At 64.9% G+C, this 25,925-nt stretch carries 24 protein-coding genes; 13 read left to right on the top strand and 11 right to left on the bottom strand.

From position 1 onward, the window contains the following. Positions 1-53 precede the first annotated feature (53 nt). From obgE to M4J40_RS19125, 11 genes are all read left to right on the top strand, one after another. Positions 54-1,148 (top strand): GTPase ObgE, encoded by a 1,095-nt coding sequence (gene obgE, locus M4J40_RS19175; protein ID WP_251756008.1) that lies wholly within the window; start codon positions 54-56, stop codon positions 1,146-1,148. Further along, positions 1,111-2,283, top strand: a complete 1,173-nt coding sequence (gene proB / locus M4J40_RS19170) for a glutamate 5-kinase (protein ID WP_405030771.1) — start codon at positions 1,111-1,113, stop codon at positions 2,281-2,283. The genes obgE and proB overlap by 38 nt, the downstream gene beginning before the upstream one ends. A gap of 2 nt (positions 2,284-2,285) precedes the next feature. Beyond that, positions 2,286-3,563, top strand: a complete 1,278-nt coding sequence (locus M4J40_RS19165) for a glutamate-5-semialdehyde dehydrogenase (protein ID WP_251756007.1) — start codon at positions 2,286-2,288, stop codon at positions 3,561-3,563. Further along, positions 3,560-4,165 (top strand): nicotinate-nucleotide adenylyltransferase, encoded by a 606-nt coding sequence (locus M4J40_RS19160; RefSeq protein ID WP_251756006.1) that lies wholly within the window; start codon positions 3,560-3,562, stop codon positions 4,163-4,165. The genes M4J40_RS19165 and M4J40_RS19160 overlap by 4 nt, the downstream gene beginning before the upstream one ends. A 117-nt stretch (positions 4,166-4,282) precedes the next feature. Continuing rightward, a complete protein-coding gene (gene rsfS / locus M4J40_RS19155; protein ID WP_257235293.1) occupies positions 4,283-4,702 on the top strand; it encodes a ribosome silencing factor in 420 nt (139 codons plus the stop codon). Positions 4,703-4,865: 163 nt separating this feature from the next. Further along, complete coding sequence (rlmH, locus tag M4J40_RS19150) at positions 4,866-5,348, top strand: 23S rRNA (pseudouridine(1915)-N(3))-methyltransferase RlmH (protein WP_251756005.1); 483 nt, start codon at positions 4,866-4,868, stop codon at positions 5,346-5,348. A gap of 100 nt (positions 5,349-5,448) precedes the next feature. Next, a complete protein-coding gene (locus M4J40_RS19145) occupies positions 5,449-6,804 on the top strand; it encodes a murein hydrolase activator EnvC (protein ID WP_251756004.1) in 1,356 nt (451 codons plus the stop codon). Continuing rightward, positions 6,801-8,132 (top strand): S41 family peptidase, encoded by a 1,332-nt coding sequence (locus tag M4J40_RS19140; protein WP_251756003.1) that lies wholly within the window; start codon positions 6,801-6,803, stop codon positions 8,130-8,132. Before M4J40_RS19145 ends, M4J40_RS19140 begins: the two co-directional genes overlap by 4 nt. A gap of 138 nt (positions 8,133-8,270) precedes the next feature. Beyond that, the gene (locus tag M4J40_RS19135) at positions 8,271-9,392 is read left to right on the top strand and encodes a divergent polysaccharide deacetylase family protein (RefSeq protein ID WP_251756002.1); all 1,122 of its coding nucleotides are present in this window, start codon (positions 8,271-8,273) and stop codon (positions 9,390-9,392) included. Positions 9,393-9,404: 12 nt separating this feature from the next. Next, a complete protein-coding gene (locus tag M4J40_RS19130) occupies positions 9,405-9,911 on the top strand; it encodes an RNA pyrophosphohydrolase (protein ID WP_251756001.1) in 507 nt (168 codons plus the stop codon). Further along, positions 9,908-10,480, top strand: a complete 573-nt coding sequence (locus M4J40_RS19125; protein WP_251756000.1) for an RNA pyrophosphohydrolase — start codon at positions 9,908-9,910, stop codon at positions 10,478-10,480. The genes M4J40_RS19130 and M4J40_RS19125 overlap by 4 nt, the downstream gene beginning before the upstream one ends. A 4-nt stretch (positions 10,481-10,484) precedes the next feature. Here the strand turns inward: M4J40_RS19125 and holA are convergent, their stop codons facing one another. The 10 genes from holA to M4J40_RS19075 form a co-directional block, all read right to left on the bottom strand. After that, complete coding sequence (gene holA, locus M4J40_RS19120) at positions 10,485-11,528, bottom strand: DNA polymerase III subunit delta (protein ID WP_251755999.1); 1,044 nt, start codon at positions 11,526-11,528, stop codon at positions 10,485-10,487. 4 nt (positions 11,529-11,532) lie between these two features. Then, positions 11,533-12,066: an LPS assembly lipoprotein LptE gene (gene lptE / locus M4J40_RS19115; RefSeq protein ID WP_251755998.1), complete on the bottom strand. Its 534-nt coding sequence runs from the start codon at positions 12,064-12,066 to the stop codon at positions 11,533-11,535. Beyond that, on the bottom strand, positions 12,053-14,671 hold the full coding sequence (gene leuS, locus M4J40_RS19110; RefSeq protein WP_251755997.1) for a leucine--tRNA ligase: 2,619 nt from the start codon (positions 14,669-14,671) through the stop codon (positions 12,053-12,055). Before leuS ends, lptE begins: the two co-directional genes overlap by 14 nt. Before the next feature lie 180 nt (positions 14,672-14,851). Next, entirely contained in the window at positions 14,852-15,694 is an 843-nt protein-coding gene (locus tag M4J40_RS19105) for an NAD(P)H-binding protein (protein ID WP_251755996.1), read from the bottom strand. Positions 15,695-15,751: 57 nt separating this feature from the next. Continuing rightward, a complete protein-coding gene (locus tag M4J40_RS19100; RefSeq protein WP_251755995.1) occupies positions 15,752-16,279 on the bottom strand; it encodes a DUF523 domain-containing protein in 528 nt (175 codons plus the stop codon). A 61-nt stretch (positions 16,280-16,340) separates the two neighbouring features. Continuing rightward, positions 16,341-19,172 (bottom strand): DNA translocase FtsK 4TM domain-containing protein, encoded by a 2,832-nt coding sequence (locus tag M4J40_RS19095; RefSeq protein WP_405030770.1) that lies wholly within the window; start codon positions 19,170-19,172, stop codon positions 16,341-16,343. Positions 19,173-19,180: 8 nt separating this feature from the next. Then, entirely contained in the window at positions 19,181-20,377 is a 1,197-nt protein-coding gene (locus M4J40_RS19090; protein WP_251755994.1) for an aminotransferase class I/II-fold pyridoxal phosphate-dependent enzyme, read from the bottom strand. A 123-nt stretch (positions 20,378-20,500) separates the two neighbouring features. After that, positions 20,501-20,839, bottom strand: a complete 339-nt coding sequence (locus M4J40_RS19085) for a P-II family nitrogen regulator (RefSeq protein WP_251729470.1) — start codon at positions 20,837-20,839, stop codon at positions 20,501-20,503. A gap of 247 nt (positions 20,840-21,086) precedes the next feature. After that, positions 21,087-22,433, bottom strand: coding sequence for an ammonium transporter (locus M4J40_RS19080; RefSeq protein WP_311134167.1), 1,347 nt, complete (start codon positions 22,431-22,433; stop codon positions 21,087-21,089). Between the two features lie 101 nt (positions 22,434-22,534). Next, positions 22,535-22,873 (bottom strand): P-II family nitrogen regulator, encoded by a 339-nt coding sequence (locus M4J40_RS19075; protein ID WP_251755993.1) that lies wholly within the window; start codon positions 22,871-22,873, stop codon positions 22,535-22,537. Between the two features lie 404 nt (positions 22,874-23,277). On the opposite strand from M4J40_RS19075, the gene M4J40_RS19070 reads away from it, so the two are divergent. Then, positions 23,278-24,507, top strand: a complete 1,230-nt coding sequence (locus M4J40_RS19070) for a ubiquinone biosynthesis hydroxylase (protein ID WP_251755992.1) — start codon at positions 23,278-23,280, stop codon at positions 24,505-24,507. Between the two features lie 3 nt (positions 24,508-24,510). On the opposite strand, the gene M4J40_RS19065 is transcribed toward M4J40_RS19070, so the two are convergent. Continuing rightward, entirely contained in the window at positions 24,511-25,062 is a 552-nt protein-coding gene (locus M4J40_RS19065) for a L,D-transpeptidase (protein WP_251755991.1), read from the bottom strand. Positions 25,063-25,238: 176 nt separating this feature from the next. On the opposite strand from M4J40_RS19065, the gene M4J40_RS19060 reads away from it, so the two are divergent. Further along, a complete protein-coding gene (locus M4J40_RS19060) occupies positions 25,239-25,922 on the top strand; it encodes a response regulator transcription factor (RefSeq protein ID WP_166903377.1) in 684 nt (227 codons plus the stop codon). Positions 25,923-25,925 lie beyond the last annotated feature (3 nt).

The following is a 25,925-nucleotide window of genomic DNA, read 5'->3' as shown; positions in this document are numbered from 1 at the left end:
AGGCTGCCGACGGCGCATAGGCGCGGTCGTGACGCCATTCCAGGAAAGCCCCGATGAAATTCCTCGATCAAGCCAAGGTCTACGTCCGATCCGGCGATGGTGGCGCCGGTGCCGTGTCGTTCAGGCGTGAGAAGTTCATCGAGTTCGGCGGGCCGGACGGCGGCGATGGCGGCCGGGGCGGCGACGTCTGGGCCGAATGCGTCGGTGGCCTCAACACGTTGATCGACTACCGCTACCAGCAGCATTTCAAGGCCAAGACCGGCGGCCATGGCATGGGACGCGATCGCCATGGCGCCAAGGGCGGCGACATCGTGCTCAAGGTGCCCGTGGGTACCCAGATCATCGAGGAAGACGGCGAGACGCTCCTTGCCGACATGGTCGAGATCGGTCAGCGTGTGCTGCTCGCCAAAGGCGGCAATGGCGGCTTCGGCAACGCCTATTTCAAGACATCGACCAACCAGGCGCCGCGCCGCGCCAACCCGGGTCTGCCGGGGGAGGAAAAGTGGCTGTGGCTGCGCATGAAGCTGATTGCCGACGCCGGCCTCGTCGGTCTTCCCAACGCCGGCAAATCGACCTTCCTTGCGCGGACCACCGCTGCCAAGCCCAAGATTGCCGACTACCCTTTCACCACGCTGCATCCCGGCCTCGGCGTCGTGCGCATTGACGCCCGCGAGTTCGTTCTGGCCGACATTCCTGGCCTCATCGAGGGCGCCCATGAAGGCGTCGGCCTTGGCGATCGCTTCCTCGGCCACGTCGAGCGTTGCGGCGTTCTTCTGCATCTCATCGACGCGAGCCAGGAAGATGTGGTCGACGCTTGGCGTACGGTCAGGGCCGAACTGGAGGCTTATGACGAGGCGCTGGGCGAGAAGCCGGAAATCGTTGCCCTGTCCAAGTGCGAACTCGTGCCGGAGGACGAGCTCGCCGCCAAAGTCAAGAAACTGAAGCGCGCCGCCAAGACGACGCCCATCCTGTTGTCCGCCGTGACAGGCGCCGGTGTCGAAGCGGTGCTGCGGGCAATGGCCTCGGCCGTGGAGGCAAGCCGCGCCGAGAACGACGAGTCGCGGGCGGCCACCGCCACCCACATCTGGCAGCCCCTTCACCGCGATCGCGATGACGACAGAGACGATGATGACGACGACGACTATTGAAGCCTTCACCGGGCCTCTGTCCGGCTACCGCCGCGTGGTGATCAAGATCGGGTCGGCGCTGCTCGTGGAGGGACGCACCGGCACGCTGAAACGCAGCTGGATGGAAGGCGTAGCCGCCGACGTCGCCCGCCTTCGGGCAGGCGGAGCCGGCGTACTGCTCGTCTCCTCGGGCGCCATCGCCATGGGGCGCGGTGTCCTGAAGCTGCCGAAGGGCAAGTTGAAACTTGAGGATAGCCAGGCCGCCGCCGCAGTCGGCCAGATCGCGCTGGCGAGGGCCTGGGCCGAGGTGCTTGGCGATCATCGAATAACGGCCGGCCAGATCCTGCTGACCCTTGGCGACACCGAGGAGCGCCGCCGCTATCTCAATGGCCGCGCCACCATCGGCAAGCTCCTGAAGCTCGGCGCCGTGCCGGTGATCAACGAGAACGACACGGTAGCCACCACCGAGATCCGCTATGGCGACAACGACCGGCTCGCCGCTCGAGTCGCCGCCATGATGGGCGCCGACCTCCTCGTCCTTCTCTCGGATATCGACGGTCTCTACACCGCCCCACCGCAGGTCGACCCGAATGCTACGCTGATCCCGGTGATCGACCGCATCACGCCGGAGATCGAAGCGATGGCAGGCGGCGCGGCCTCGGAGCTGTCGCGCGGCGGCATGAAGACCAAGATCGATGCCGGCAAGATCGCCACGGTAGCCGGAGCGGCGATGATCATCGCTTCCGGCAAGGTCGCCGCGCCACTATCGCGCATCGACGCCGGCGGGCCGCATTCGCTGTTCCGCGCCGAGGCCGCCCCGGTCACGGCGCGCAAGGCCTGGATCGCAGGCCACATCGAAGCACCGGGCGTTATCACCATCGACGCCGGCGCCGTCCGCGCGTTGAAACAGGGACGCAGCCTGCTGCCTCCTGGCGTCACCCGCGTCGACGGCGACTTCCATCGTGGCGACACCGTCATCGTGGTCGACGAAGCCGGCGTAGAGCTGGCGCGCGGCCTCGTTGCCTATGACGCCGTCGACGCACGCCGTATTCGCGGCCAGAACTCTGCGGTGATCGAGGACATCCTTGGAGCACCCGGCCGCACCGAAATGATCCATCGCGACGACCTTGTTCTGAAGGGCGACTTCGGAGACTGACCATGACCACACTGACCGACGTTTCCGTTCACGACCTGATGGCCGACATCGGCCGGCGTGCCCGCGTGGCGGCCCGCCGCCTGGCCGGCGCCTCCGGCAAGGAGAAAACAGCCGCCCTTGTCGCCATGGCCGCCGAGGTGCGCGCCCGCGAGGCCGATATTCTCGAGGCGAACGCCGCCGACGTCGCGGCCATGAAAGAGAGCGGCGCCGCCGCCTCCTTCCTTGATCGCGGCACGCTCGACCACGCGCGCGTCGAGGCCATTGCCAAAGCCCTCGAGGAGATCGCCGCGCTGCCAGACCCTGTCGGCCGCGTACTGGCGTCCTGGACTCGACCGAACGGTCTTGCCATCGAGCGCGTGGCCACGCCACTCGGCGTCATCGGCATCATTTTCGAAAGCCGCCCCAACGTGACCGCCGACGCCGGCGCCCTCTGCCTGATGGCAGGCAACGCGGCCATCCTCCGGTGCGGTTCCGATTCGCTTCGCTCCTCGCAGGCGATCCTGGTCGCTCTCGCGGCCGGTCTTCGCGCGACCGGCCTTCCCGAGGATGCCATCCAGCTGGTGCCGACCAAGGATCGCGCCGCCGTCGGCGAGATGCTGACCGGCCTCGATGGTTCGATCGACGTTATCGTGCCGCGCGGCGGCAAAAGCCTCGTCGCCCGCGTACAGGCCGAGGCGCGCGTGCCTGTGTTCGCCCATCTCGAAGGTATCTGCCACGTCTACATCGACAAAGCCGCCGACCTCGACATGGCCGTCAGTGTGACGGTCAATGCCAAGCTGAGGCGGGTCGGCGTCTGCGGGTCGGCCGAAACCTTACTCGTCGATCGGTCCGTGGCTGACAGCCATCTCCTGCCGATCCTGAAAGCGCTCCACGAGGGCGGCTGCGAAATCCGAGCCACGGACGAAATCCGAGCTCGCTTCCCGGCGGCGGTACCGGCGACCGAAGCCGATTGGTCCACCGAATATCTGGCGCCGATCATCTCGGTGACGCTTGTCGACGGCGTGGATGCCGCCATCGAGCACATCGAAACCCATGGCTCTCATCATACCGACAGTATCATCACGGCCGACGAGTCCACGGCGGCCCATTTCCTTGCCGCCGTGGACTCGGCCATCGTGCTGCACAACGCCTCGACGCAGTTCGCCGACGGCGGCGAGTTTGGCATGGGCGCCGAAATCGGCATCGCCACCGGCAAGATGCACGCACGCGGCCCGGTCGGCGTGGAGCAGCTCACCTCCTTCAAGTACCGCGTACGCGGCAGTGGCCAGACGAGACCGTGACAACACCTCGCCTTCCCGCCACGCTACCCGGCATGCGCGTCGGTCTCTACGGCGGTTCGTTCAATCCGCCGCATCGGGGCCACGCCCACGTCGCACGCCTGGCTCTCCAGCGGCTTCAGCTCGATCGCATCTGGTGGCTTGTCACGCCGGGCAATCCGCTGAAGTCGGTGGACGGTCTGCCCAACGTCAACCAAAGGCTGGCCGCCGTGCGGGAGGTCGCACACCATCCGCGCGCCATCGTCACCGATCTCGAATCCCGGCTCGGCACGCGCTACACCATCGACCTTGTGCGCAGGCTGAAAACGCTGAGGCCGTCCGTTCGATTTGTGCTGGTGATCGGCGCCGACAACTGGGCGACATTCCATCGCTGGGGTGGCTGGAGGGAGATCGCCCGAACGGTGCCCATTGCCGTCGTGGATCGACCGGGAGCCACCTTCGCCGCCTTGGCATCGCCAGCCGCCCGGACCTTCGCCGGTGCGCGGGTCGCCGAACGCGATGGCGCCTTGCTGCCGTTCCTCGCCCCACCCGCCTGGATGTTCATCGCCGGCGTCAAGGTCCCCCTGTCGTCAAGCGATCTGCGCCGATCCACCGGCCTGGCCTAACCATTGGCAACGGTCGATCTTGAAAACGTCACCATCAAGGTTCATCCTTTCATTCATCCGCGATTGCCGGCATGGGGCCGGATATCGCAGGCTACTTCACGAGGTGCACCCCTGAGCATGCCCTTCCCCGAGGGCGCCTTCAGCGCCAACTCATTTTCCGACGTCGCTGCGTTCTCCGGCGATGCCACTCCTCTTCCGCGATCCCTCCTCGACACGATTCTCGCCAGCCTTGACGATGCCAAGGCGGAGGATGTCGTTGACATCGACGTTGCCGCCAAGACGCCGATCGCCGACCACATGGTGATCTGCACGGGCCGCTCCAGCCGCCACGTTGGCGCCATCGCCGATCATCTGGGAAAAGACCTGAAGGATGCCGGCTTCGGCACCGTCGCAGTCGAAGGCCAGCCGACCTGCGACTGGGTACTGATCGACGCGGGATCGATCATCGTTCACGTCTTCCGCCCGGAAGTGCGCGAGTTCTATCATCTTGAGAAGATGTGGGCGCCAGATCCGGCGCCAACCAACGGCCGTCGCTGACGAACGGCCAACAGATCCAGGTTTCCAGGCAGAAGACGCCTTGGCTGGATCGGTCCGCTCGGAAATGTCGCGTTTCCTCAAGTAGCGGACCCTTCTCGATGACCCCGGTATGCGGGGCCGCTGGCCCCGCCGATTGCGCGTGCGCCCGAACCAGAAGAAACACATGCGCATCGCCATTCACGCCGTTGGAAAACTGAAGGCCGGTCCCGAGCGAGAGCTGGCCGACCGCTACCTCGATCGCGCCGACAAGGCAGGGCGAGCCATCGGTTTTTCCTCGGTCACGTCCCGCGAGATCATCGAAAGCCGAGCGCGCGAAGCGATGCAGCGCAAGGAGGAGGAGGCTCGAGGCCTGCTCGCCGATCTGCCGCCGGGCGCTCTGCTGATCGCCCTCGACGAGCGTGGCGACTCCCCGACCTCCGAACGATTCGCCGAGATGCTGGGCCAAGCGCGCGACCGTGGCACCCCGAATGCCGTTCTGATGATCGGGGGCCCGGACGGTCACGGCCAGGAACTCCTGTCGCGCGCCGGTCATCGCATTTCCTTTGGCCGGCTGACCTGGCCCCATCAGATCGTCCGCATTCTCGCCGCAGAGCAGATATATCGTGCGGTCACCATTTTGAGCGGTCACCCCTACCACCGTTCCTGACCCGCCGCCGTCTCGTTATCCTTGGTTGACGGAGCGTTAACGGAAAGGTCGATAGGGTCAGCCGCTCGACCGTACCGCCACCGGACAGCTCATCTCGTCCATGCCGCTCGAAACGCGACGTCCAGGAGCCCGCCGCCTTGTCTTCGCTGCCATTCTGGCGGCGTTGCCCGGTCACGCCGCATCTCAGGACGGTCTGCCGGCCGAGGCGACGGCCTTTGCGCCGGCAACCGAAATGACGCGCCCTTCGCCTCTCTCAGGCAGCACGACCAGCGTCGAGCAGGCACAGGCCGAACGGGCGTTGAAGGACCAGGAGCTTGCCAAGCTTCGCGATGCCATGGAGCTGTCGGCGGAGAAACAGGCGGAAATTGCCGCCGAGATTGCCGGCCTCTCCCGCGATCAGCAGGCGCTTCACGACCAACTCGTGACCTCCGCCGCCCGCGTTCAAGCGCTCGAGCAATCGATCACCGACAGTGAAGAGCGCCTCGCCCGCGGGGCCGAAAACGAAGCGCGCATCCGCGCCTCGCTTGCCACCCGCCGCGACGTGCTGATTGCCGTGCTCTCCACCGCGCAGCGCATTGGCCGTCAACCGCCGCCGGCACTGGTGGTCAGCCCCGAAGACGCGCTGAAAGCGGTCCGCTCAGCGGTGGTGCTCGGGGCGGTGCTGCCCGAGATTCGCCTTGAGGCCGAAGCGCTGCAATCCGATCTCGACGCCCTCGTCGCCGAACGAACCCGCGCGGCCGCCGAGCGCGATCGCCTTCGCGCCGACGCCGCCTCCATTGCCGAGGAGCGCCAGCGTCTCACGCTGCTCATCGACAAGAAGACGAAGGAAAGCGAGGCGCGCGCCGCCGATCTCGCCGCCGAGAAGGCAAAGGCCGAGGAACTCGCGAAGAATGCCCGGAGCCTCGAAGAACTGATCGCAGGCATGAAGAAGGCACTTCCGGTGGCCCGGTCCGAGTCGCCTGCCACCACCTCGCCCACGCCGAGTGCCGGTGGCCGCCTGGGACCAGCCATTGCCTTTGCCGAGGCCAAGGGGCGACTGATCCCACCGGTGCGTGGCGTCAACCTGCAATCCTTCGGGGACGACAACGGCCTTGGAGGGATCTCTCAAGGACAGGCGATTGCCACCCGAGCCGGCGCGCGCGTGGTATCGCCGGCCGACGGCCGCGTCGTCTATGCCGGTCCGTTCCGGTCCTATGGACAGCTCTTGATCCTCGACACCGGCGACGACTATCATGTCGTGCTTGCCGGCATGGAGCGGATCGACGTCCAGCTGGATCAATTTGTTTTGACGGGCGAGCCCGTCGGTGTCATGGGAAACCAGCGGCTGGCCAGCGCGGCGGTGCTGGATGCCAGCGTTACGCAGCCCGTGCTTTACGTCGAATTTCGCAAAGGTGGAACTTCGATCGACCCCTCTCCCTGGTGGGTCGCGTCGCAGGATCGGAAGGTCAGCGGATGATCAGAAAACTGTCGCTACTCGCAGCAGGCGCCGTTATCGGTGCCGGCGTCACCACCCTGACCCTCGAACACCGTCTCCCCGGCTTAGGGTCGGCCGTGGCCGCTGGCGTCGACACCTATCGTCAGCTCAACCTGTTTGGCGACGTGTTCGAGCGCATCCGGGCGGACTATGTCGAGGAACCCGATGAATCGGAGCTGATCGAGGCTGCCATCAACGGCATGCTGACCTCGCTCGATCCGCACTCGAGCTACATGAACGCCAAGAGCTACCAGGACATGCAGGTCCAGACCAAGGGCGAGTTCGGCGGGCTTGGCATCGAGGTCACCATGGAGGATGGCCTCGTCAAGGTGGTGACGCCGATCGACGACACGCCAGCCGCCAAGGCCGGAATTCGCGCGGGCGACCTGATCACCGCCATCGACGGCACCGACGTGAAGGGTCTCACCCTCAATGACGCCGTCGACAAGATGCGCGGCCCCGTCAACTCGTCGATCACCCTCACCGTTGCGCGCGGCACCGACAAGCCCTTCGACGTCAAGATCGTTCGCGACGTCATCAAGATGCAATCGGTACGATACGAGGTGAAGGAGGACGTCGGCTACATCCGCATCTCCCAGTTCACCGCCCAGACCTTCGATGGTCTCAAGACGTCGATCGACAAGATCAACGCTGCCGTTCCCGAGGACAAGCTCAAGGGCTACGTGCTTGACCTGCGCAACGACCCGGGCGGCCTGCTCGACCAGGCGATCGCCGTCTCCGATGCCTTCCTCGACAAGGGCGAGATCGTCTCGACGCGCGGGCGCCAGGACAACGACACTCGTCGCTACGCCGCCAAGGCCGGTGAGCTGGTCGGAAACAAGCCGGTGATCGTGCTGATCAACGGCGGTTCGGCCTCGGCCTCGGAGATCGTCGCCGGTGCGTTGCAGGACCATCGCCGGGCCACCATCCTGGGCACGCGGTCCTTCGGCAAGGGCTCGGTTCAAACCATCATTCCGCTCGGCTCGAACGGTGCCATCCGTCTGACCACCGCCCGCTACTACACGCCTTCGGGCAACTCCATCCAGGCCAAGGGCATCCATCCGGACATCGAGGTCCTGCAGGATCTTCCCGAGGATCTCAAGAACCAGATAACCGAAACCAAGGGCGAGGCATCGCTGAAGGGCCACCTCAAGAGCGAGACCGAGGGGGCCGAGGCATCGGGCAGCCAGGCCTACGTGCCGCCGGATCCCAAGGACGACAAGCAGCTCAACCTGGCGCTCGATCTGCTGCGCGGGCTGCAGGCCAACGCCGCGTTCCCGCCCAAGGGCGAAGATCACGTCGCCAACTGAGGCGACGACCAGCGAAAGAAGCCGGGCCGGAGATCTTCTCCGGCCCGTTGCATTTCGGCGGCATACCGTGCCGCCAAGGATTGAACTAAGCTCCAAGGGACCGAATCAGGGCGGTCGCCTATAGCCGGATCTCGTGCCATGAACGACCTCACCAATCCTCTAGGCTTCGGCGGCTCCGGTGGCCGTAAGCTTCGCGTGCCGGTGGGTGCCATAGCCGCCGTCATCACGGCCTGCCTCTTTGCCGGTCTCGCCGTCTGGTTGATGGTCGTGAACGATCCGCTCGGCGGCGAACCCTATGCGCGCGCCAAGATCGAGACCTCGGAAACCGGCTATGCCCGCGCCGACATTGCAACGGTGGGCGTGAAGTCCGGCACCGGAGAGCTCCTTCCGCCGCTGAGCGAAACCAAGCCAGACGCCGGGGTGACGCTGGAAGGACCTTCGAGCGCAGAGACCGCCGTGGCGCTGCCCGTCGAAGCCGACGCTGCCCTCATCGAAACCTCGCCATTCGGCCCGTTGCCGCGCGTCGGCGCCGACGGTCGCCGCCCAGCCGATGTCTACGCCCGACCGGTACCCGGCTTCGTGGGCGCCTCCCCGAAGATCGCCATCGTTGTCGGGGATCTCGGTCTCAGCCAGACCGGAACTCAGGAAGCGATCAAGATCCTGCCCCCCGAGGTTACACTCGGCTTCGCACCCTATGGCGCCAGCCTCGATCGCTGGACCGCCAAGGCGAGACAGGATGGCCACGAGTTGCTCTTGCAGGTGCCGCTGGAGCCCTTCGACTACCCTGACAACGATCCGGGCGAGAACACGCTGCTCGTCGGCAAGGATGCGCGCCAGAACATCGAAAACCTGCATCGGGTGATGGGGCGCCTTTCCACCTACGTCGGAATCGTCAACTACATGGGCGCCCGCTTCACGTCCGAAGCCGCTGCACTCGATCCGGTGATGCAGGAAATCGCGTTGCGCGGCCTCCTCTATCTCGATGATGGCAGTTCACCCCGCAGCGTCGCCGAGCAGTCGGCCGCCAAGTTCAAGACGGAGTTCGCCAAGGCCGATCTCGTCATCGATGCCGTGCCGACCCCCACCGAGATCGCCGCCCGCCTGGCCCAGCTGGAGCAGATTGCCCGTACGCGCGGCCTTGCCGTCGGTGTCGCCAGCGCTCGACCTGCAACGCTCAAGGCGCTATCCGGATGGACAAGCGGCCTCGACGAGCGCGGCATAACGCTTGTGCCGATCACCGCAGTCACCCAGCAGAACTGAGACGCTCAATCAATGACCTCCCGCGCCGACCTGCCCTATCGCCCTTGTGCCGGGGCTGTACTCATCAATCGTGACGGCCTCGTTTTCGTGGGTCACCGTGCCGATCTCGAGGGCACACCGGACGCGACACCCTGGCAGATGCCTCAAGGCGGCATCGACGAAGGCGAAACCCCGCTCGAAGCCGCCCGGCGCGAGCTGTGGGAGGAAACCTCGGCGCATTCGGTCGAACTCCTCGCAGAAGCGCCCGAGTGGTATCGCTACGATGTCCCCGATAGTCTCGCCACCGGACGCTTCCAGAAGAAGTGGCGCGGCCAGACACAGAAGTGGTTCGCTTTCCGCTTTCTCGGCGAAGACAGTGAGATCGACATCCTGAATCCAGGCGGCGGCGCCCATCCGGCGGAGTTCTCCCGCTGGGCCTGGAAGCCGCTGTCGGAGGTTCCAAGCCTCGTGGTCGCCTTCAAGCGGCCAATCTACGAACAAGTTGCAACGGCCTTCGCCAGTTTGGCGGTGCCCGCGTGACCGCCCGCCTTCCGGCTGCGATCGCTCCGCCGGACCCGGCCGAGCGCGAGCCTCTCCTGCCCGATCTTCCCTATCGCCCGAATGTCGGCATCTGCCTGTTCAATTCCGAAGGACTGGTCTTCTGCGGCAAGGCCTTCGCCAACCCCTTCGGCTGGCCGGATCCGGAAGTCTTCTCGGAGGGAGCCGACTGGGCATTGCCGCAGGGCGGAATCGACCCCGGAGAGGATATCGTCGCGGCTGCGCGCCGAGAGCTCTGGGAGGAGACCGGCGTCACCAGTACCGAGCTGATCGCCGTTACCGACGACTGGTGGACCTACGACTTTCCAGCCCGTGGTTCGAGAATCCACAAGCTGTATCCCTTTCGGGGCCAACGGCAACGTTGGGCGGCGTTTCGGTTTACCGGCGCGGAGAACGAAATCACGGTGGCCGCCACCCATACGGACGAGCCGCCGGAGTTTCTGGAATGGCGCTGGCGGCCGCTCTCGGAACTGCCGGCCCTGGCCCCGCTGCATCGGAGACAGCAATACGCCCGCGTGTTGGACGCGTTCGGCAACATCGGCCCGGTGTGAGGTTCTACCGCCGACGCCGACCGGCCGCTTGATCGGCCGCGCGGGCAAGCGTCAGAAGCGTTTCGCCGACGATATCGGCGGCAAGCGATTGATTGAGGCGTGCATCGCGCGCCGCTTCGCCAAGAACGATGATCGCCCGCGCAAGCCGTGCCGGTGACCATAGCCCGAGCGCCGTCTCCACCTTGCCTTTTCGCTTGAAGAAAATGGGCGGCCGGGCGCCATTCACCGCATCGCCTGGAGAAACGCCGCCATCGACGGCTGCACGCAACTCGTCGAGCAGCATGAAGTGTCGAAGAGCCGCCCCGACGATCTGGCCAGCATCGACCCCTTCGGTCCGCGCTTTGGCCAACCCCTCGACCAACGCGGGCAGAGCCCCGCTCGCTGTCGCATCGATCACCTCGTCGATGGCGAAGGTGGAGCTGTCGCCGATCAGCGTTTCGACGTCGGCGATCGAAATGGTCCCCGTTCCAAGGGCGTGCAGGCAGAGTTTCTGAATCTCGCCGCGTGTCATCAGCCGGTCGCCGCCCAGAAGAGACACAAGCAGCGCGCGAGCCTCCGAGGAAATGGAAAGCCCTGCCGCCTTAACCTCATCGTCCACCAGCGCACCGATCGCCCGCTCGTCGTCGGCGAAGCACGGGATGGCATAGGCTTGGCGTTCCTGCTCGAACAACACCCTGAGCGGGCTGGACTTCTTGAGATCTCCCGCCTCGACGACAATTGCCGTGTCCGCCGGCGGATTCTTGAACAGCGGACGCACCCGGCCGGCCACGTCGGCGCGGCCGGCGTCGCGCAAGAGAATTGCTCTCCGGCTCGAAAACATCGAAACCGCGTAAGCTTCGTCGGCGAGCCGGGTGGGATTTGCCGTGAGTTCCGAAGCTTCGATCCGCACCAAAGCGAAGGGATCGCCGGGATCGGCGAAGGCCTTGGCGATCGTTCTTGCCCGCTCGGAAACGAGCCCGGTATCCGGCCCGTAGACCAGATAGAAGGTTATGTCCTGCGGCGGCCGCGCAACGAGGCGATCGGCCTCCTGGGCGCGCGCCGCCACCATGGCCTTACCCCTTGCCGATCAGCGCCGAGGCAAGACGCAGCCGAATGTCGGCCGCCGCCGCACGCGCCGCCCGATCCTCGGCATCCCGCTGCGCCCTGACATTTGCATAACGCTGCGAGCTGACGTCGAAAGACGACGTGGTATAGACGTTGTCCGACGTGACCACTCTGCCCGTGGCGACCTCCGTCAGCGTGTAGGTAGCCGTGAGCGACACCAGTTTGGCGACCGGGATATCCTCGCGAGCGCGAATGGCAAGGTCCGAAACACGCGTCGTCAGAATGAGATCCAGACGATACTTCGGCTCCACCAGCGCTCCGCCACCACGCAGCTGGAAGATCAGCTCGTTGATCAGCGCCTGCGCCACGCGCTCCGTCTGCCCCTTGATGGCAATCGAAGCGAGCTCGGTGACCATGGCCGGGTTGTCCCCCGCCACCACCGAGCCGGCCGGCGCGTAAACGGGCCGAACCTGGCAGGCGGCGAGAAAACTGGCAGCGGCGAGCAGCAACACACCGCGGCGGAGGAGATCAGACGACCACATTGACGATCCTCTGGGCGACGACGATGACCTTCTTCGGGCTCTTGCCGTCGAGCGCCTTGATCACGGCTTCGAGCTTCAACACCTCAGCCTCAACATCGGCGGGCGACGCGGTACGCGCCACCGTCACGTCGGCGCGCTTCTTGCCGTTGACCTGCACCGGCATGGTCACCTCGTCCTCGACGAGAAGGGACCGGTCGACAACCGGCCAATCGGCATTCGCGACCAGACCGTCATGGCCAAGAGCCGCCCAGCTCTCCTCGGCGAGATGCGGGGTCATCGGCGCCATCATGCGGACCAGCAGACCAGCCGCTTCGCTCAGAGCGGCAGCGGCCGTGCCGTCGGCGGCCAGCACCGCCTTCTCGTTGGCGAGTGCGCTCCCCAGCGTGTTGACCAGTTCATAGATCTTGGCCAGCGCCACGTTGAACCGCAGTCCCTCGATGCTCTCTTCGACAGCGGCCAGCGCCTTGTGCGCCGCCTTGCGCAACGCGAGCGCCAGCTTGTCGCCGCCCTCGGCCCGGCTATCGGTCGGCACCAGTTCGGACGCCTCGGAAACGATGCGCCAGACGCGCTGCAGGAAGCGAGCAGTACCCTGGGCGCCGGCTTCGGTCCACTCGACGTCACGCTCCGGCGGGCTGTCGGACAGCATGAACCAGCGCGCGGTGTCGGCACCGAAACTGTCGATGATATCGGTTGGGTCGACGGTGTTCTTCTTCGACTTCGACATCTTCTCGATCGGGCCGATCTTGACCGGCGCACCGGAGGCGATCAATCGCGCCGTACGGCCTCCGGTCTCCTCGACGATCTCGACATCGGCCGGCGACAGCCATTCGCCGTCCGCCGACTGGTAGGTCTCATGCACCACCATTCCCTGGGTGAACAGCCCCCGGAACGGCTCGTCAAAGCCGACATGCCCGCACTTCTTCATCGCGCGTGTGAAGAAGCGCGAATAAAGGAGGTGCAGAATGGCATGCTCGATGCCGCCAATATACTGATCGACCGGAAGCCAGGCATTGACCACTTCCGGCACCGTCGGCGTCTGGGCGCGCGGCTCCGTGAACCGGCTGTAGTACCAGGACGAGTCGACGAAAGTATCCATGGTGTCGGTTTCGCGCCGGGCCGGCTTGCCGCACTCGGGACAGACGCACTTCGTGAACGTCGGGTGCCGGTCGAGCGGATTACCGGGCCGATCGAACTCGACGTCCTCGGGCAACCGCACCGGCAGATCCTTGGCCGGAACCGGAACGACGCCACAGGACTCGCAGTGGATGACCGGAATCGGACATCCCCAGTAGCGCTGGCGCGAGATACCCCAGTCGCGCAGGCGATAGTTCACCTGCCGCTTGGCCGCCGGTGCCCCATGGAGCATCGTCGTCTCGAGCTTGCTCGCCACGAGATCCTTCGCCGCCTCGACTTCCATGCCGTCAAGGAAAGCGGAATTATAGAGCTTGCCATCGTCGGTATACGCGACATCGCCCACCGCGAAGGCGGCCGGGTCGCCTCCCTCGGGCAGAACCACCGGCGTAACGGTGAGAGCGTACTTGCGAGCGAAATCAAGGTCGCGCTGGTCATGCGCCGGGCAGCCGAAGATGGCGCCGGTGCCGTAGTCCATCAGCACGAAATTGGCGATGTAGACCGGGTAGCTCTTGCCGTTGAAGGGATGCTTCACCGACAGGCCCGTTGCAAGGCCCTTCTTCTCCGCCGTCTCGAGCGCCGCCGCGGAAGTACCGATGCGCCGGCACTCCTCACAGAACGAAGCCGTCGCCGGATCCTTCTCGGCAAGCGCCTTTGCGACCGGGTGATCGGCCGAAAGCGCCAGGAAGCTCATGCCGAACAGCGTATCCGGACGCGTTGTGAATACCTCGATCGTCGGCTCGCCAGCCACCGCCGCGCCGTCGATCTCGAACCGCACGCGCAGCCCCTCCGACCGACCGATCCAGTTCTTCTGCATGGTCCGGACTTTCTCCGGCCAGCGGTCGAGCGTATCGAGAGCGGAGAGCAACTCATCCGAATAGTCGGAGATCTTCAGGAACCACTGCGTCAGCTCGCGCTGCTCGACCAGCGCGCCAGAGCGCCAGCCGCGACCGTCGATGACCTGCTCGTTGGCGAGCACGGTCATGTCGACGGGATCCCAGTTGACCTTGGACTTCTTGCGGCTGACGAGGCCGGCCTTCATGAAGTCCAGGAACAGCTTCTGCTGCTGTGTGTAGTAGTCCTCGTCGCAGGTCGCGAACTCGCGACTCCAGTCGAGCGAAAGCCCCATGCTCTTCAGCTGGCCGCGCATGGTGGCGATGTTTTCGTAGGTCCACGTCTTGGGATGGACGTGCCCCTTCATCGCCGCGTTCTCGGCCGGCATGCCGAATGCGTCCCACCCCATGGGATGCAGGACGTTGAAACCCTTGGCGCGCTTGTACCGGGCAACCACGTCGCCCATGGTGTAGTTGCGCACGTGCCCCATGTGGATGCGACCCGACGGATAGGGAAACATCTCGAGGACATAATACTTCGGACGCGGATCGTCGTTCTTCGTCTCGAAAACCTTGGCCTCGTTCCAGGCCCTTTGCCAGCGCGTTTCCGCTTCACGGGCATTGTATCGCTCGGTCGCCATCGTCTCGTCTTCTGCTCTGATCCACGCCTGTCGCGGGTCGGCGGCGCCAAGGGCGCACGGCCGCGCGAAAACTCACGGCATGACCATCATCAGAAACGGTCCCTAGGGTCAATGCTCTGGAGCACCGATGCCGGTGTTTTCCGCCCGGTCACGGCGAGATCGCCAGAATCGAATCAACGATCAGGCGTCAACGAAATCCGTCGCATGGTCCTTGACGAAGGTTTCGAAGAAGCGGGGTGGCCGGCCTGTCATCTTCTCCACGGCCGGGCTGACGATGGATGCCTTGCCGCCACGGATAGTGTCGAACTCGGCGACACGCTCGGCGATGAGCTTTTCCGACAGGCCCTCCGCGGCGAGGCGCGCCTCGTAATCGGCGATCGCGATCGGCCGGAAGACGACCGAACGGCCCGTCACATGGCTCATCACCTCGGCAGCGCGCGACAATGGCAACGCGGCGGGGCCGGTGAGCACGAGCGTCTGTCCGTCAAAGTCAGAACTGGTCAGAGCCGCGGCGGCGGCCGCCGCGACGTCGCGACCATCGATGAAGCTGATGAGCCCCTCGTCGATCGGCAAAGTGAGCTCTCCGGCCTGGACGGCATCCTTCCAGACTGTGCGGAAGTTGTCGGCGAACCAGTTGGCCCGAAGAATGACGAACGGCAGGCCGGAGTTCTCCAGGACCAGTTCGAGCTGGCGATACGGAGTGTCCTCGGATGCATCGGCAGCGATGGTGGACAGAAGGACCGCCTTCACCTTGCGATCGACCACGTGCCGCATCACCGGCATCAACGCGGCGATGACATCGAGCGGGCCCGCAGGCATCAGCACGAAAACGCGGTCCACGCCCTCGAACAGTGGTGCGATGCTGGCGGGATCGCGGTAGTCAAACCGAAGCACCGAGGCGTCCGGATGCGCCTGACCGTCCAGAGCGGCCGCCTTCACGGTTTCGCCTTTCGCCACCAGTTCGGAAACGACCAGCTGTCCGATTGTACCGGTGGCGCCAAGAACGAGAATGCTGTCTGCCATTGGAATCTCCGTCAGGACGAACGTACCGGCCCGAGGGCCACCTGAAGAGAAACGTCCTCAGCCTGCGTTGGGTTCCCGCCATGGCGAAGCGGCCACGGCCTCGGCAAGGCGATCGATCTCATGGTCGGCGAAAACGCTGATGCCATGGGCGGCAAGAAGTGCGGCGACGACGCCCTCTCCCGGGATCTGCCGCCCGGAGAAGCTTCCGTCGTAAATGGCAAGACTGCCACAGGAAGGACTGCGGTCGATAAGAAGGGCGTGGCCGCAGCCCGTGCTAAGGGCAAGATCGAGCGTCGCTTCGGCACCAGCAAGGAAAGCCGCCGTCACGTCTTTACCGGTAGCCGTTATGACGCGCGCCTGACCGGCCAGAACGTCGCTTCCGGAACCGCCGACGATTTCGGCTGCCGGGCGCGGCACGGGAAGCTCGCCCATGAGCTCGGGACAGACCGGCACCAGCCGCCCTTCGGCGTACCATTGCTCGATACGCGGATCGTCGAGCCGCTTTCCGGTGCCGTCATAGCGAATCGGTCGGCCGAGCAGGCAAGCGGAAATCAGGATACGGCCCATAGGTACCACCGGAGACATGACAAAGGCGCCCTCCGCCTTGCGGCGAAGGACGCCTTTGTCTCGCCCCGAGGGGTCGCCGTCAATCTTCGTCGGTGCGCATCAGGATTTCGCGCTTGCCCGCGTGGTTGGGCGGACCAACCAATCCTTCGTTCTCCATGCGCTCGATGAGCGAGGCGGCGCGGTTGTAGCCAATGCCGAGCCGGCGCTGGATGTAGCTCGTCGTGGCGCGCTTGTCGCGCAACACCAGCGCCACCGCCTGATCGAAGAGGTCCGCGTTCTCGTCGACCGGCGCGGCCTCCCCGGCACTGCCGCCGTCTTCCTCGTCATCTGCCGTGATGGCATCGAGATAATCGGGCGTACCCTGGGTCTTGAGGTGGGCGACGATCGCCTCGACCTCACCGTCGGAAACGAACGGCCCGTGGACGCGCTGGATTCGACCGCCACCCTGCATGTAGAGCATGTCGCCCTGGCCGAGGAGCTGCTCGGCTCCCTGCTCGCCGAGGATGGTGCGGCTGTCGATCTTCGACGTGACCTGGAAGGAGATTCGGGTCGGGAAGTTGGCCTTGATGGTTCCCGTGATCACATCCACCGACGGGCGCTGCGTCGCCATGATGACGTGAATGCCGGCGGCGCGCGCCATCTGGGCAAGACGTTGCACCGCACCCTCGATTTCCTTGCCCGCCACCATCATCAGGTCCGCCATCTCGTCGATGATGACGACGATGAATGGCAGCGGCTTGAGCTCCATTTCCTCCGTCTCGAAGATGGGCTCGCCGGTTTCCTTGTCGAAGCCGGTCTGAACGGTCCGGTTGATGCTCTCGCCGCGCTCGATCGCCTGCGCAACCCGGGCATTGAAACCCTCGATGTTGCGCACACCCACCTTGGACATCTTCTTGTAGCGGTCCTCCATCTCCCGGACCGTCCACTTGAGAGCCACGACCGCCTTGCGCGGATCGGTGACCACCGGCGTCAGCAGATGTGGAATGCCGTCGTAGACAGAGAGCTCCAGCATCTTCGGGTCGATCATGATCAGCCGGCATTCCTCCGGCGTCATCCGGTAGAGAAGGCTGAGGATCATGGTGTTGATCGACACCGACTTGCCCGAACCCGTCGTGCCAGCCACCAGCATGTGCGGTGTGCGAGCGAGATCGATGATAACCGGCTCGCCACCGATGGTCTTGCCGAGGGCCAACGCCAGACGACCCTTGAACTTCTCGAAGTCCTGGCTGGCGATCAACTCGCGAAGGTAGACCATCTCGCGCCGCTGATTGGGCAGCTCGATGCCGATCGCATTCTTGCCGGGAATGACGGCGACACGAGCGGCGACCGCGCTCATCGAGCGGGCAATGTCGTCGGCAAGGCCGATGACTCGCGATGACTTGATGCCGGGCGCCGGTTCCAGTTCGTAGAGCGTCACCACCGGACCGGGGCGAACATTGAAGATCTCACCCTTGATACCGAAGTCTTCGAGCACGCCTTCCAGCAGGCCCGCGTTCTGTTCGAGGCTGTCCGGAGTATACTGGACACCGGTTCCACCCTTGGGCTCGGCCAGCAGTTCGATGGCGGGAAACTCGAAGCGATCTTCGTCCAGCAGCGACAGCTGCATCCCTCCCTTGGCCCGCTTGCCGGGCTGCATCGGCGGTGCAGGCGCCTTGACGCGGGCGGCCGCTTTCTCCGGCTGGGCGGCCGGCTTGCCTATGCGCGAAGCCGGGCCACGAAGCGGGGCGGGACGCGGTTCGAAGGTTCTCGGCGCCGGCGCGACGGCGACAGGCTCCGGCGGTGCGATCAGCTCCGTCTCATCATAATCGGACAGGCGATCGGCCATGTCGAACGGCGGCGGATCGCTCTCTTCTTCCTCAAACACGGGCTCGTCGGCGACGGAACGCGAGCGTTCGACGGGCGAGAAAGACGGCTCCACTCGACCGCGCCGCTCGACGACCGGCGGCTCGTAGTCGTCTTCATCTTCCTCGTAGGCCGCGGGCGCGGCGACAGGGCGGGACCGGGCAGCGTGGGTCGGCTCGGCCCTCCTGGCAACCGGCGGCTCGTAGTCGTCCTCCTCGTCCTCATACTCCTCCCCCGGATAGGCAAAGGCCGGACGATGGAAGAGGCGGCGGGACAGGCCCGCACGCAGTGTCAGCCACCAATGGCCAGCTATGCCGACGAGAGCTCCAAGGCGTGTCTCGCCGTCATCCTCTTCCTCATCGTCGTCCTCGTCATCGACAGTCGCAACCGGACTGACGATACGATGGCCGGGGACACCCGAGGCGTAGATCATGGCGGCCAGCGCCAACGGCCCGGTGACGATCAGGACGACGAGCCGCAGAGTATCGGTGAGAACGCCGTTGTTGAAAGCGGCCGGCAGTTGCAGCAAGAGGTCGCCGATTGCGCCGCCAAGACCGGTAGGCAACGGCCAACCGGTCGTGGGCGGCAAGGCCCCCATGAATGCGGCGCCGATCAGCGTGCCGATCAACCATCCGATCAGCCTGTTGCGCGCCACATGCGGAATGCGCCCGATGGTCAGCTGCCAGCCCCAGATCACCACCGGCGCCAGGAATAACGCGGCATTGAGACCGATGAGCTGCATGATCAGATCGGCGACCACCGCACCCGCCGACCCCATGACGTTGCGGGTCGGACCATCGGCGATGTGACTCCAGCTCGGATCGTCCACCGACCAAGTGGCGAGCGCCGCTGATAGCGCCGCGACACCGGCGATCAGCACCAGGCCGGACGCACCGGCAATGTTGCGGAGCATCGCCTGGCGCAAGCGATCCTCGCGCGTCGGCGCTGCGCGACGCATCCTTTTGTCGAGTTCCTTGAGATTGGCGGCGCGGCGAGCATTGACCGGACGCGGCTCATAAGGGCCGTCGAGCCGGCCGCCGGCTTCGCGAAAGCGGGGGCTGGTTCTCATTTCTGCTCTCATGACAGAACCTCCGAGAGACGACTCAACGCCTCGCGACTCGTCTCCAGGCTTTCAACCATGGCGATTCGAATGAAATCCGCGCCGGGATTGACGCCATCGGCGCCGTTCGCGGACAAATAGCCACCTGGCACCACCTTGACGCCCCGGTCTTTCCAAAGGCGGGCCGTCACGACTTCACCGCCGCCCCAGCGACCGACGTCGAGCCAAAGGAAGAAACCACCCGGTGGCACGAGGTCCGGAAACCGATCACCCAGTATCTCCTGGGCTGCGGCATACTTGAGATCGTAAAGCCGGCGATTCTCCGCAACGTGTTGCTCGTCGGCGAGAGCGGCGACCGCGACCGCCTGGATCGGCATCGGGACCTGTGGCGCCGTCACGTTCCGCAAGGCGGCCCACGCCTTCAGAAAGACCGGATCACCGATCGCAAAGCCGCACCGGGCGCCGGCAAGGTTGGACCGCTTGGACAAGGAGTTGAAGGCGACGATGCCGGAGAAATCGCCACTGATGCCGAAAGCGGCGTTCAGGACGCCGTCCGGGGCCCGGCCGCGCCAGATTTCCGAGTAACACTCGTCGGAGAACAGAAGAAAGCCATGCTCCCGGGCCAGCCGAACCAGCCCTTCAAGCCGCCCGAGATCGGCAACCGCTCCTTGCGGGTTGGCCGGGCTGGCATGGAAGGCAGCCACGGTTCGAGCTAGAAGATCGGCCGGCAGGTCTTCAAAACGCGGCAGGAAGCCGTCATCGCGACTGGCGGCGACAAGTACCGGTTCGGCGCCCGCAGCCTCGGCCGCCGCCGCATAGACGGCGTAAAAGGGATTGGGCAACAGGATAGCCGGACGCTGGCTCTTGCTGTCCCCAGCAAGCCGCACGGCGGTGAGCGTCGCGTGAAAAAGCCCCTCGCGTGAGCCGTTGAGCGGCAGCACGCCGTCGTCTCGATCGATGGTGCCGCCAGGGAGGTCAAAACGCCGCTCGGCCCAGCCGGCAACGGCGGCGCGAAAGGCCGGCGTACCCTTGATCGGCGGATAGCGGACGAAATCAGCCAACGCGGCTGAAAGCACCGGGCCGACAAAGTCCGGCACGGCATGACGCGGCTCGCCGACCGAAACGTCGATCGGCGAAAGCCCCGGCTCGACACCGGCGATCAACCGGCCAAGACGCTGAAAGGGAGAAAGAGGAAGCGGCGCGCAGGACGACATGAAACCAGGGCTCGGGCAACGGGTGATTCGGCCCGCCGCCCGAAGGCGGCCGGACCTTTTCTGTTGCCGGCCACTCTAGGCATCCAAGGTTAAACGCTCTTTAACCCTATGCGCCCTGCTTCCTCAGAGTGCCTCTTCGTCCTGCTCGCCGGTGCGGATGCGAAGGGCATGCTCGATCGCATAGACGAAGATCTTGCCATCGCCGATCTGGCCCGTCTTGGCCGCCGATGCGATGGCTTCGACCACCTTTTCCGCTTCAACGGTCGGCACAGCCACCTCGATTTTCAGCTTGGGCAGGAAGCTGACGGCATACTCGGCACCGCGATAAATCTCGGTGTGGCCCTTCTGGCGACCGTAACCCTTGACCTCCGTGACCGTCAGGCCGTGGACGCCGAGCGAGGTCAGGGCGTCTCGAACCTCGTCGAGCTTGAAGGGCTTGATGATGGCCGTCACGATTTTCATGGGGCACCTCTTTTCCGGTCTGTCTCGAGATTGTTCGGAGCGGCGCGCCGCCTCCGGTCGATGCGACGACCATAGCGTGACGAACGCGAGCGCCAAGAGGGAAATAGGGTGAAAATCAACCGACCCACGAACTTCCGCGGCCACTGCGCCGAAAGGATAATCTCGCACATCCCGCCAAAACGCCGACGGGCGGGGCTCCGTCTGGAGTCCCGCCCGCCCGCAGATTGCCGTTGAGCCGAAATGAGGCTCAGTTGTAGGCGCGTTCGCCGTGGGTCGTGACGTCGAGACCCTCGCGCTCGGCAGTCTCGGTGACCCGAAGACCGACGATCGCCTTGACGATGGTGAGAGCGATCACCGACACGATACCCGACACCAGGATGCAGATGATGACCGCCACGACCTGCGCGGTGACCTGAGTGCCAAAACCGGGATAGTCGGCATAGATGCCGCCCAGCGCCGGATTGGCGAACACGCCGGTCAGGATGGCGCCAACAATACCGCCAACGCCATGAACGCCGAACACGTCGAGCGCATCGTCGTAGCCGAACTTCGACTTGACCCAGGTCGAGGCCCAGAAGCAGATCGCACCGGCGGCGAGACCGATGATCACCGCACCGAACGGACCGGCGGTACCACAAGCCGGAGTGATGGCGACGAGACCGGCAACCACGCCCGAGGCACCGCCCAGGAGCGAGGCGTGACCACGGGTAAGCCATTCGGCGAACGGCCAGGCGATGGCCGCGGCGGCAGTGGCAACAATGGTGTTGACCAGGGCATAACCAGCGACGCCGTCAGCCGCGAGCTCGGAGCCGGCATTGAAGCCGAACCAGCCGACCCACAGAAGCATGGCGCCGATGTAGGTGAGCACGAGGTTGTGCGGGGCGAAGTTGTCGCGACCGAGACCAATGCGCTTGCCACCCATGATGGCGATGACCAGACCGGCGATACCGGCATTGATGTGCACCACGGTGCCACCGGCGAAGTCGAGGGCGCCCCAACCGGAACCGATATAGGACCCGTCGCCGCCCCAAACCATGTGGGCCATCGGCAGATAGGCGAAGGTGAACCACAGGATCAGGAAGAAGATCACCGCCGAGAACTTAACGCGCTCGGCCGAGGCGCCGATGATCAGCGCCGGAGTGATGCAGGCGAAGGTCATCTGGAACGCGACGAAAACGATCTCCGGAATGGAACCGGACAACGAGTCGGGCGTAATGCCGGCCAGCATGACCTTGTCGAGGGTGCCGATGAACGGCGAAAGCGCGGTTGCCTCGCCGGGCATGGTGAAGGCGATCGAATAGCCGTAGGTGATCCACAGAATGGCCATCACCGCAAAGCCGATGAGGCACTGCATCAGGATCGACAGCACGTTCTTGGAGCGGACGAGACCGCCATAGAACAGCGCCAGCGCCGGCACCGTCATCATGATGACCAGGACGGTGGAAACCAGCATCCACGCCGTATGTCCGGGATCGGCGGTGGGAGCAGGGGCGGCGGCCTCGACGGCCGGCGCGACGGCATCCTGGGCGAAAGCCGCAGCAGCCGAGAGCGCCAGTACAGGCGCAGCCGCGAGAAGTGGCTTGAGATACTTCATCGAAATCCTCTTGGATCGGTTGTCGACTGTCCGCTCGACGTCGCCCTTGGGCGAAACACCGGCGGTGTGCCTTGGAAGCCCGCATGGGCCTCCCGAATGGGTCAGAGCGCCTCCCCGTCGGTCTCGCCGGTACGGATACGGACGGCGTGTTCGATGGACGTGACGAAAATCTTGCCGTCGCCGATCTGGCCGGTCTTCGCAGCCGTGGAAATGGCCTCGACGACCTTTTCGACCTGATCCGTGGCGACCGCGACTTCCACCTTCAGCTTGGGCAGGAAGCTGACGGCGTATTCGGCGCCGCGATAGATTTCGGTATGGCCCTTCTGGCGACCATAGCCCTTGACTTCCGTCACCGTGAGGCCGTGCACGCCGAGCGCGTTGAGCGCGTCGCGCACCTCGTCCAGCTTGAACGGCTTGATAATGGCCATGACGATTTTCATGGGGTTCCTTCCATCGATTGGTCCCCGGACCGAACGCGCACCCCCGCGATGCGCCCCGTCGCGGAACTCGATGCCCTCGATAGAATCAATCTTTGTGCCAAGCCGACCGAGGATGCGGCACATTCTGCTTTTTCTTAACCAAACGCCTTGTTTTCGCCGGTTTTCACGCCCGCCATTCGATTGCTGGTGACCAATTCACCGGCAAAAACTCGAATGTGCTCATCTTGAAATCAGGTTGGCGGACTGAGACTGCCTATTCGATGGGCAGTAATTGCCCGTATGGAGCGCCATCCCGCTCCAGCGCCATCAGAAAGCGCTCAGAAAGTGACCACGCGGGTTATTGGCCGGTATCCGCAATCCCACTATGCTGGCGTCGTCCGCGGCGGTCGCGAAGGGAAAACGAGATGATCGAGAACATCGAAAGGGTGGACGTGCTGGTCGCGGGCGGCGGTTATGTCGGCCTTTCCGCCGCTCTTGCCATTGCCGCTTCGGCGCCCGGCACCCGCGTGGCGCTCGTCGATCCTCGCCCCTGGCGCGAGGCGTCGGGCGACCTGCGCGCTTTCGCGGTGGCTGCCGCTGGACGACGCATGCTCTCGGCCCTTGGCATCTGGGACGATCTCGTCGGCGAAGCGGAGCCGGTTCGCGAGATGATCGTCACCGATTCTCGTCTGAACGACTTGATCCGGCCGGTGTTCCTGACCTTCGAGCGACAGCAGGAGGGAGATCCACTCGCCCACATGCTGCCGAACGGGCCACTGATCGCTGCGCTCGGGGCCGCAGCCGAGGCGGCCGGAGTGCGCTTCCTGACACCCGACAGTGTGTTGGCCACCGAGCAAACCCCGGGCGGCCGTCGCGTGACGCTTGCATCCGGAAGAACGCTCGTCGCTTCCCTGGTGATTGCCGCCGATGGCGCGCGCTCGCGCCTCCGGACGGAGGCCGGCATCGGCATCAACTCCTGGAGTTACGGGCAGTCGGGAATCGTCACCACCATCGAACACGATCGGCAGCACGAGGGACGCGCCGAGGAGCACTTCCTGCCAGCCGGTCCCTTCGCCGTGCTGCCGCTCAAGGGCGGTTATCGATCGTCACTCGTTTGGAGCGAGCGAACAGAAATCGCCGACCGTCTCGTCGCAGGCGCCCAGTTCCTGTTTGATGCCGAACTCCTCCGTCGCATTGGCCACCACCTCGGTGAAGTGCGAGCGGTCGGGCGACGCCAGGCCTTCCCGCTCGGACTGACGCTGGCTCGTCGCTTCACGGCCGATCGACTGGCACTGATCGGCGATGCCGCGCACGCCATTCACCCGATCGCCGGCCAGGGCCTCAACCTCGGCTTCAAGGACGCAGCCGCGCTGGCCGAGGTCGTGGCCATGGCCTTGCGCGCCGGTCGCGACCCCGGCGCCGCCGATGTTCTCGACGACTACCAGCGCTGGCGCGGATTCGACACGCTGCGCATGGCCGCGATGACCGATGGACTCAACAGGCTGTTTTCCAACGATTTCGTTCCGCTGCGGCTGATCCGCGATTTCGGCCTTGGTCTGGTCGACCGGCTGCCGTCGATCAAGCGCGTCTTCGCCGATGCCGCCGCAGGCGCGCCTGGGCCATCGCCGCGTCTCATCGACGGCGAGCCGATCTAGGGCTTAGCCAAACGAAATCATCGTGCGGGTCGACAGCCGCGGAAGCAGTTTCAGCATGTCGGGGCCGCTCAGCGCAAGGCAACCCGCAGTCGGCCGACAATCGGCGTGCGCGAGATGAAAGAAGATGGCGCTGCCGCCGCCACGAATGCGGGGCCGGAGATTGAAATCGAGGATCAGCACGATGTCATAGGCGTGATCGGCACGCCACATCGTCTCGTGGCTTCGCGGATAGGGATGGCGAACCGGCCGGTTGTAGTTGCGATCGGTTGGATCATCGCACCAGCCGTCGTCATGTCGGAGGGGAATGAGCGGGATGCCGGCGCGCGGCCGGACAGGAAACCTGTCTGGCCGGTAAAAGCCGCCGACGATGCGAAAGCGCCCCAGCGGACTTGCACCATCTCCTTCCCGCTTCAACGCCGTAAGGCCTGACCGCCCGATCGTCGCCGCCATGTCAACACCACCACCGACAAGTCGGCCGTGCGTGGAATGGGGCGACGTCACGCGAACGTGAAGGCGTGTGAGCGCCAGCCCTTTCGGTTTCAACTTGCCGTGCATATTTTCCGCCTTGCTTGACAGACGGTCGCGAAGGACCGACAGACGGTATAATTTTGTGAAGTATCCGGTCCGCCATGATAATCTGGCAGAGATCGGATGAATCGCCAAGCCGGCGCGATGCACCCCGAAGACGAGGGGCGGGCTCTCTGGCAGCGATCATCTTTGACGGGGATGACATGACTGCTCGAAAAATTCTGATCGTCGACGACGACCCGGACCTCCGCGAGGCGCTGCTCGAACAGCTGTCGCTGTTCGACGAATTCGAGCCGATCGAGGCCGAAACCGCCACCAAGGGCATGCAACTCGCCCGCACGGCTCACGTCGACCTCGTGTTGATGGATGTCGGGTTGCCCGACATGGACGGCCGAGAGGCAGTGAAGATCCTGCGAAAAGGCGGGTTTGCTGCGCCGGTGATCATGCTGACGGGACATGATACCGACAGCGACCAAATTCTCGGCTTGGAGGCCGGCGCCAACGACTACGTCGCCAAGCCGTTCAAATTCGCCGTCCTGCTCGCTCGCGTCCGCGCCCAGTTGCGCCAGCACGAGCAGTCGGAAGAAGCGGTGTTCACCATCGGTCCCTATACCTTCCGCCCATCGGCCAAGCTTCTGGTCGACGCCAAGGGGGGCAAGATTCGTCTTACGGAAAAGGAAACGTCGATCCTGAAGTTCCTTTACCGGGCCGGCGACAAGGTGATCACCCGTGACGTGCTGCTGCACGAGGTCTGGGGCTATAACGCCGGTATCACCACCCATACGCTCGAGACGCACATCTACCGGCTGCGCCAGAAGATCGAGAAGGATCCGGCCAACGCCCAGCTTCTGATCACCGAAGGTGGCGGCTACAAGCTTGTGCCATAACCG

It is taken from the genome of Pleomorphomonas sp. JP5 (genome assembly GCF_023721815.1).
Classification (GTDB): Bacteria; Pseudomonadota; Alphaproteobacteria; order Rhizobiales; family Pleomorphomonadaceae; genus Pleomorphomonas.
Note: the sequence above shows the minus strand (reverse complement) of the source record. Positions and strands in the feature narration are given on the sequence as shown.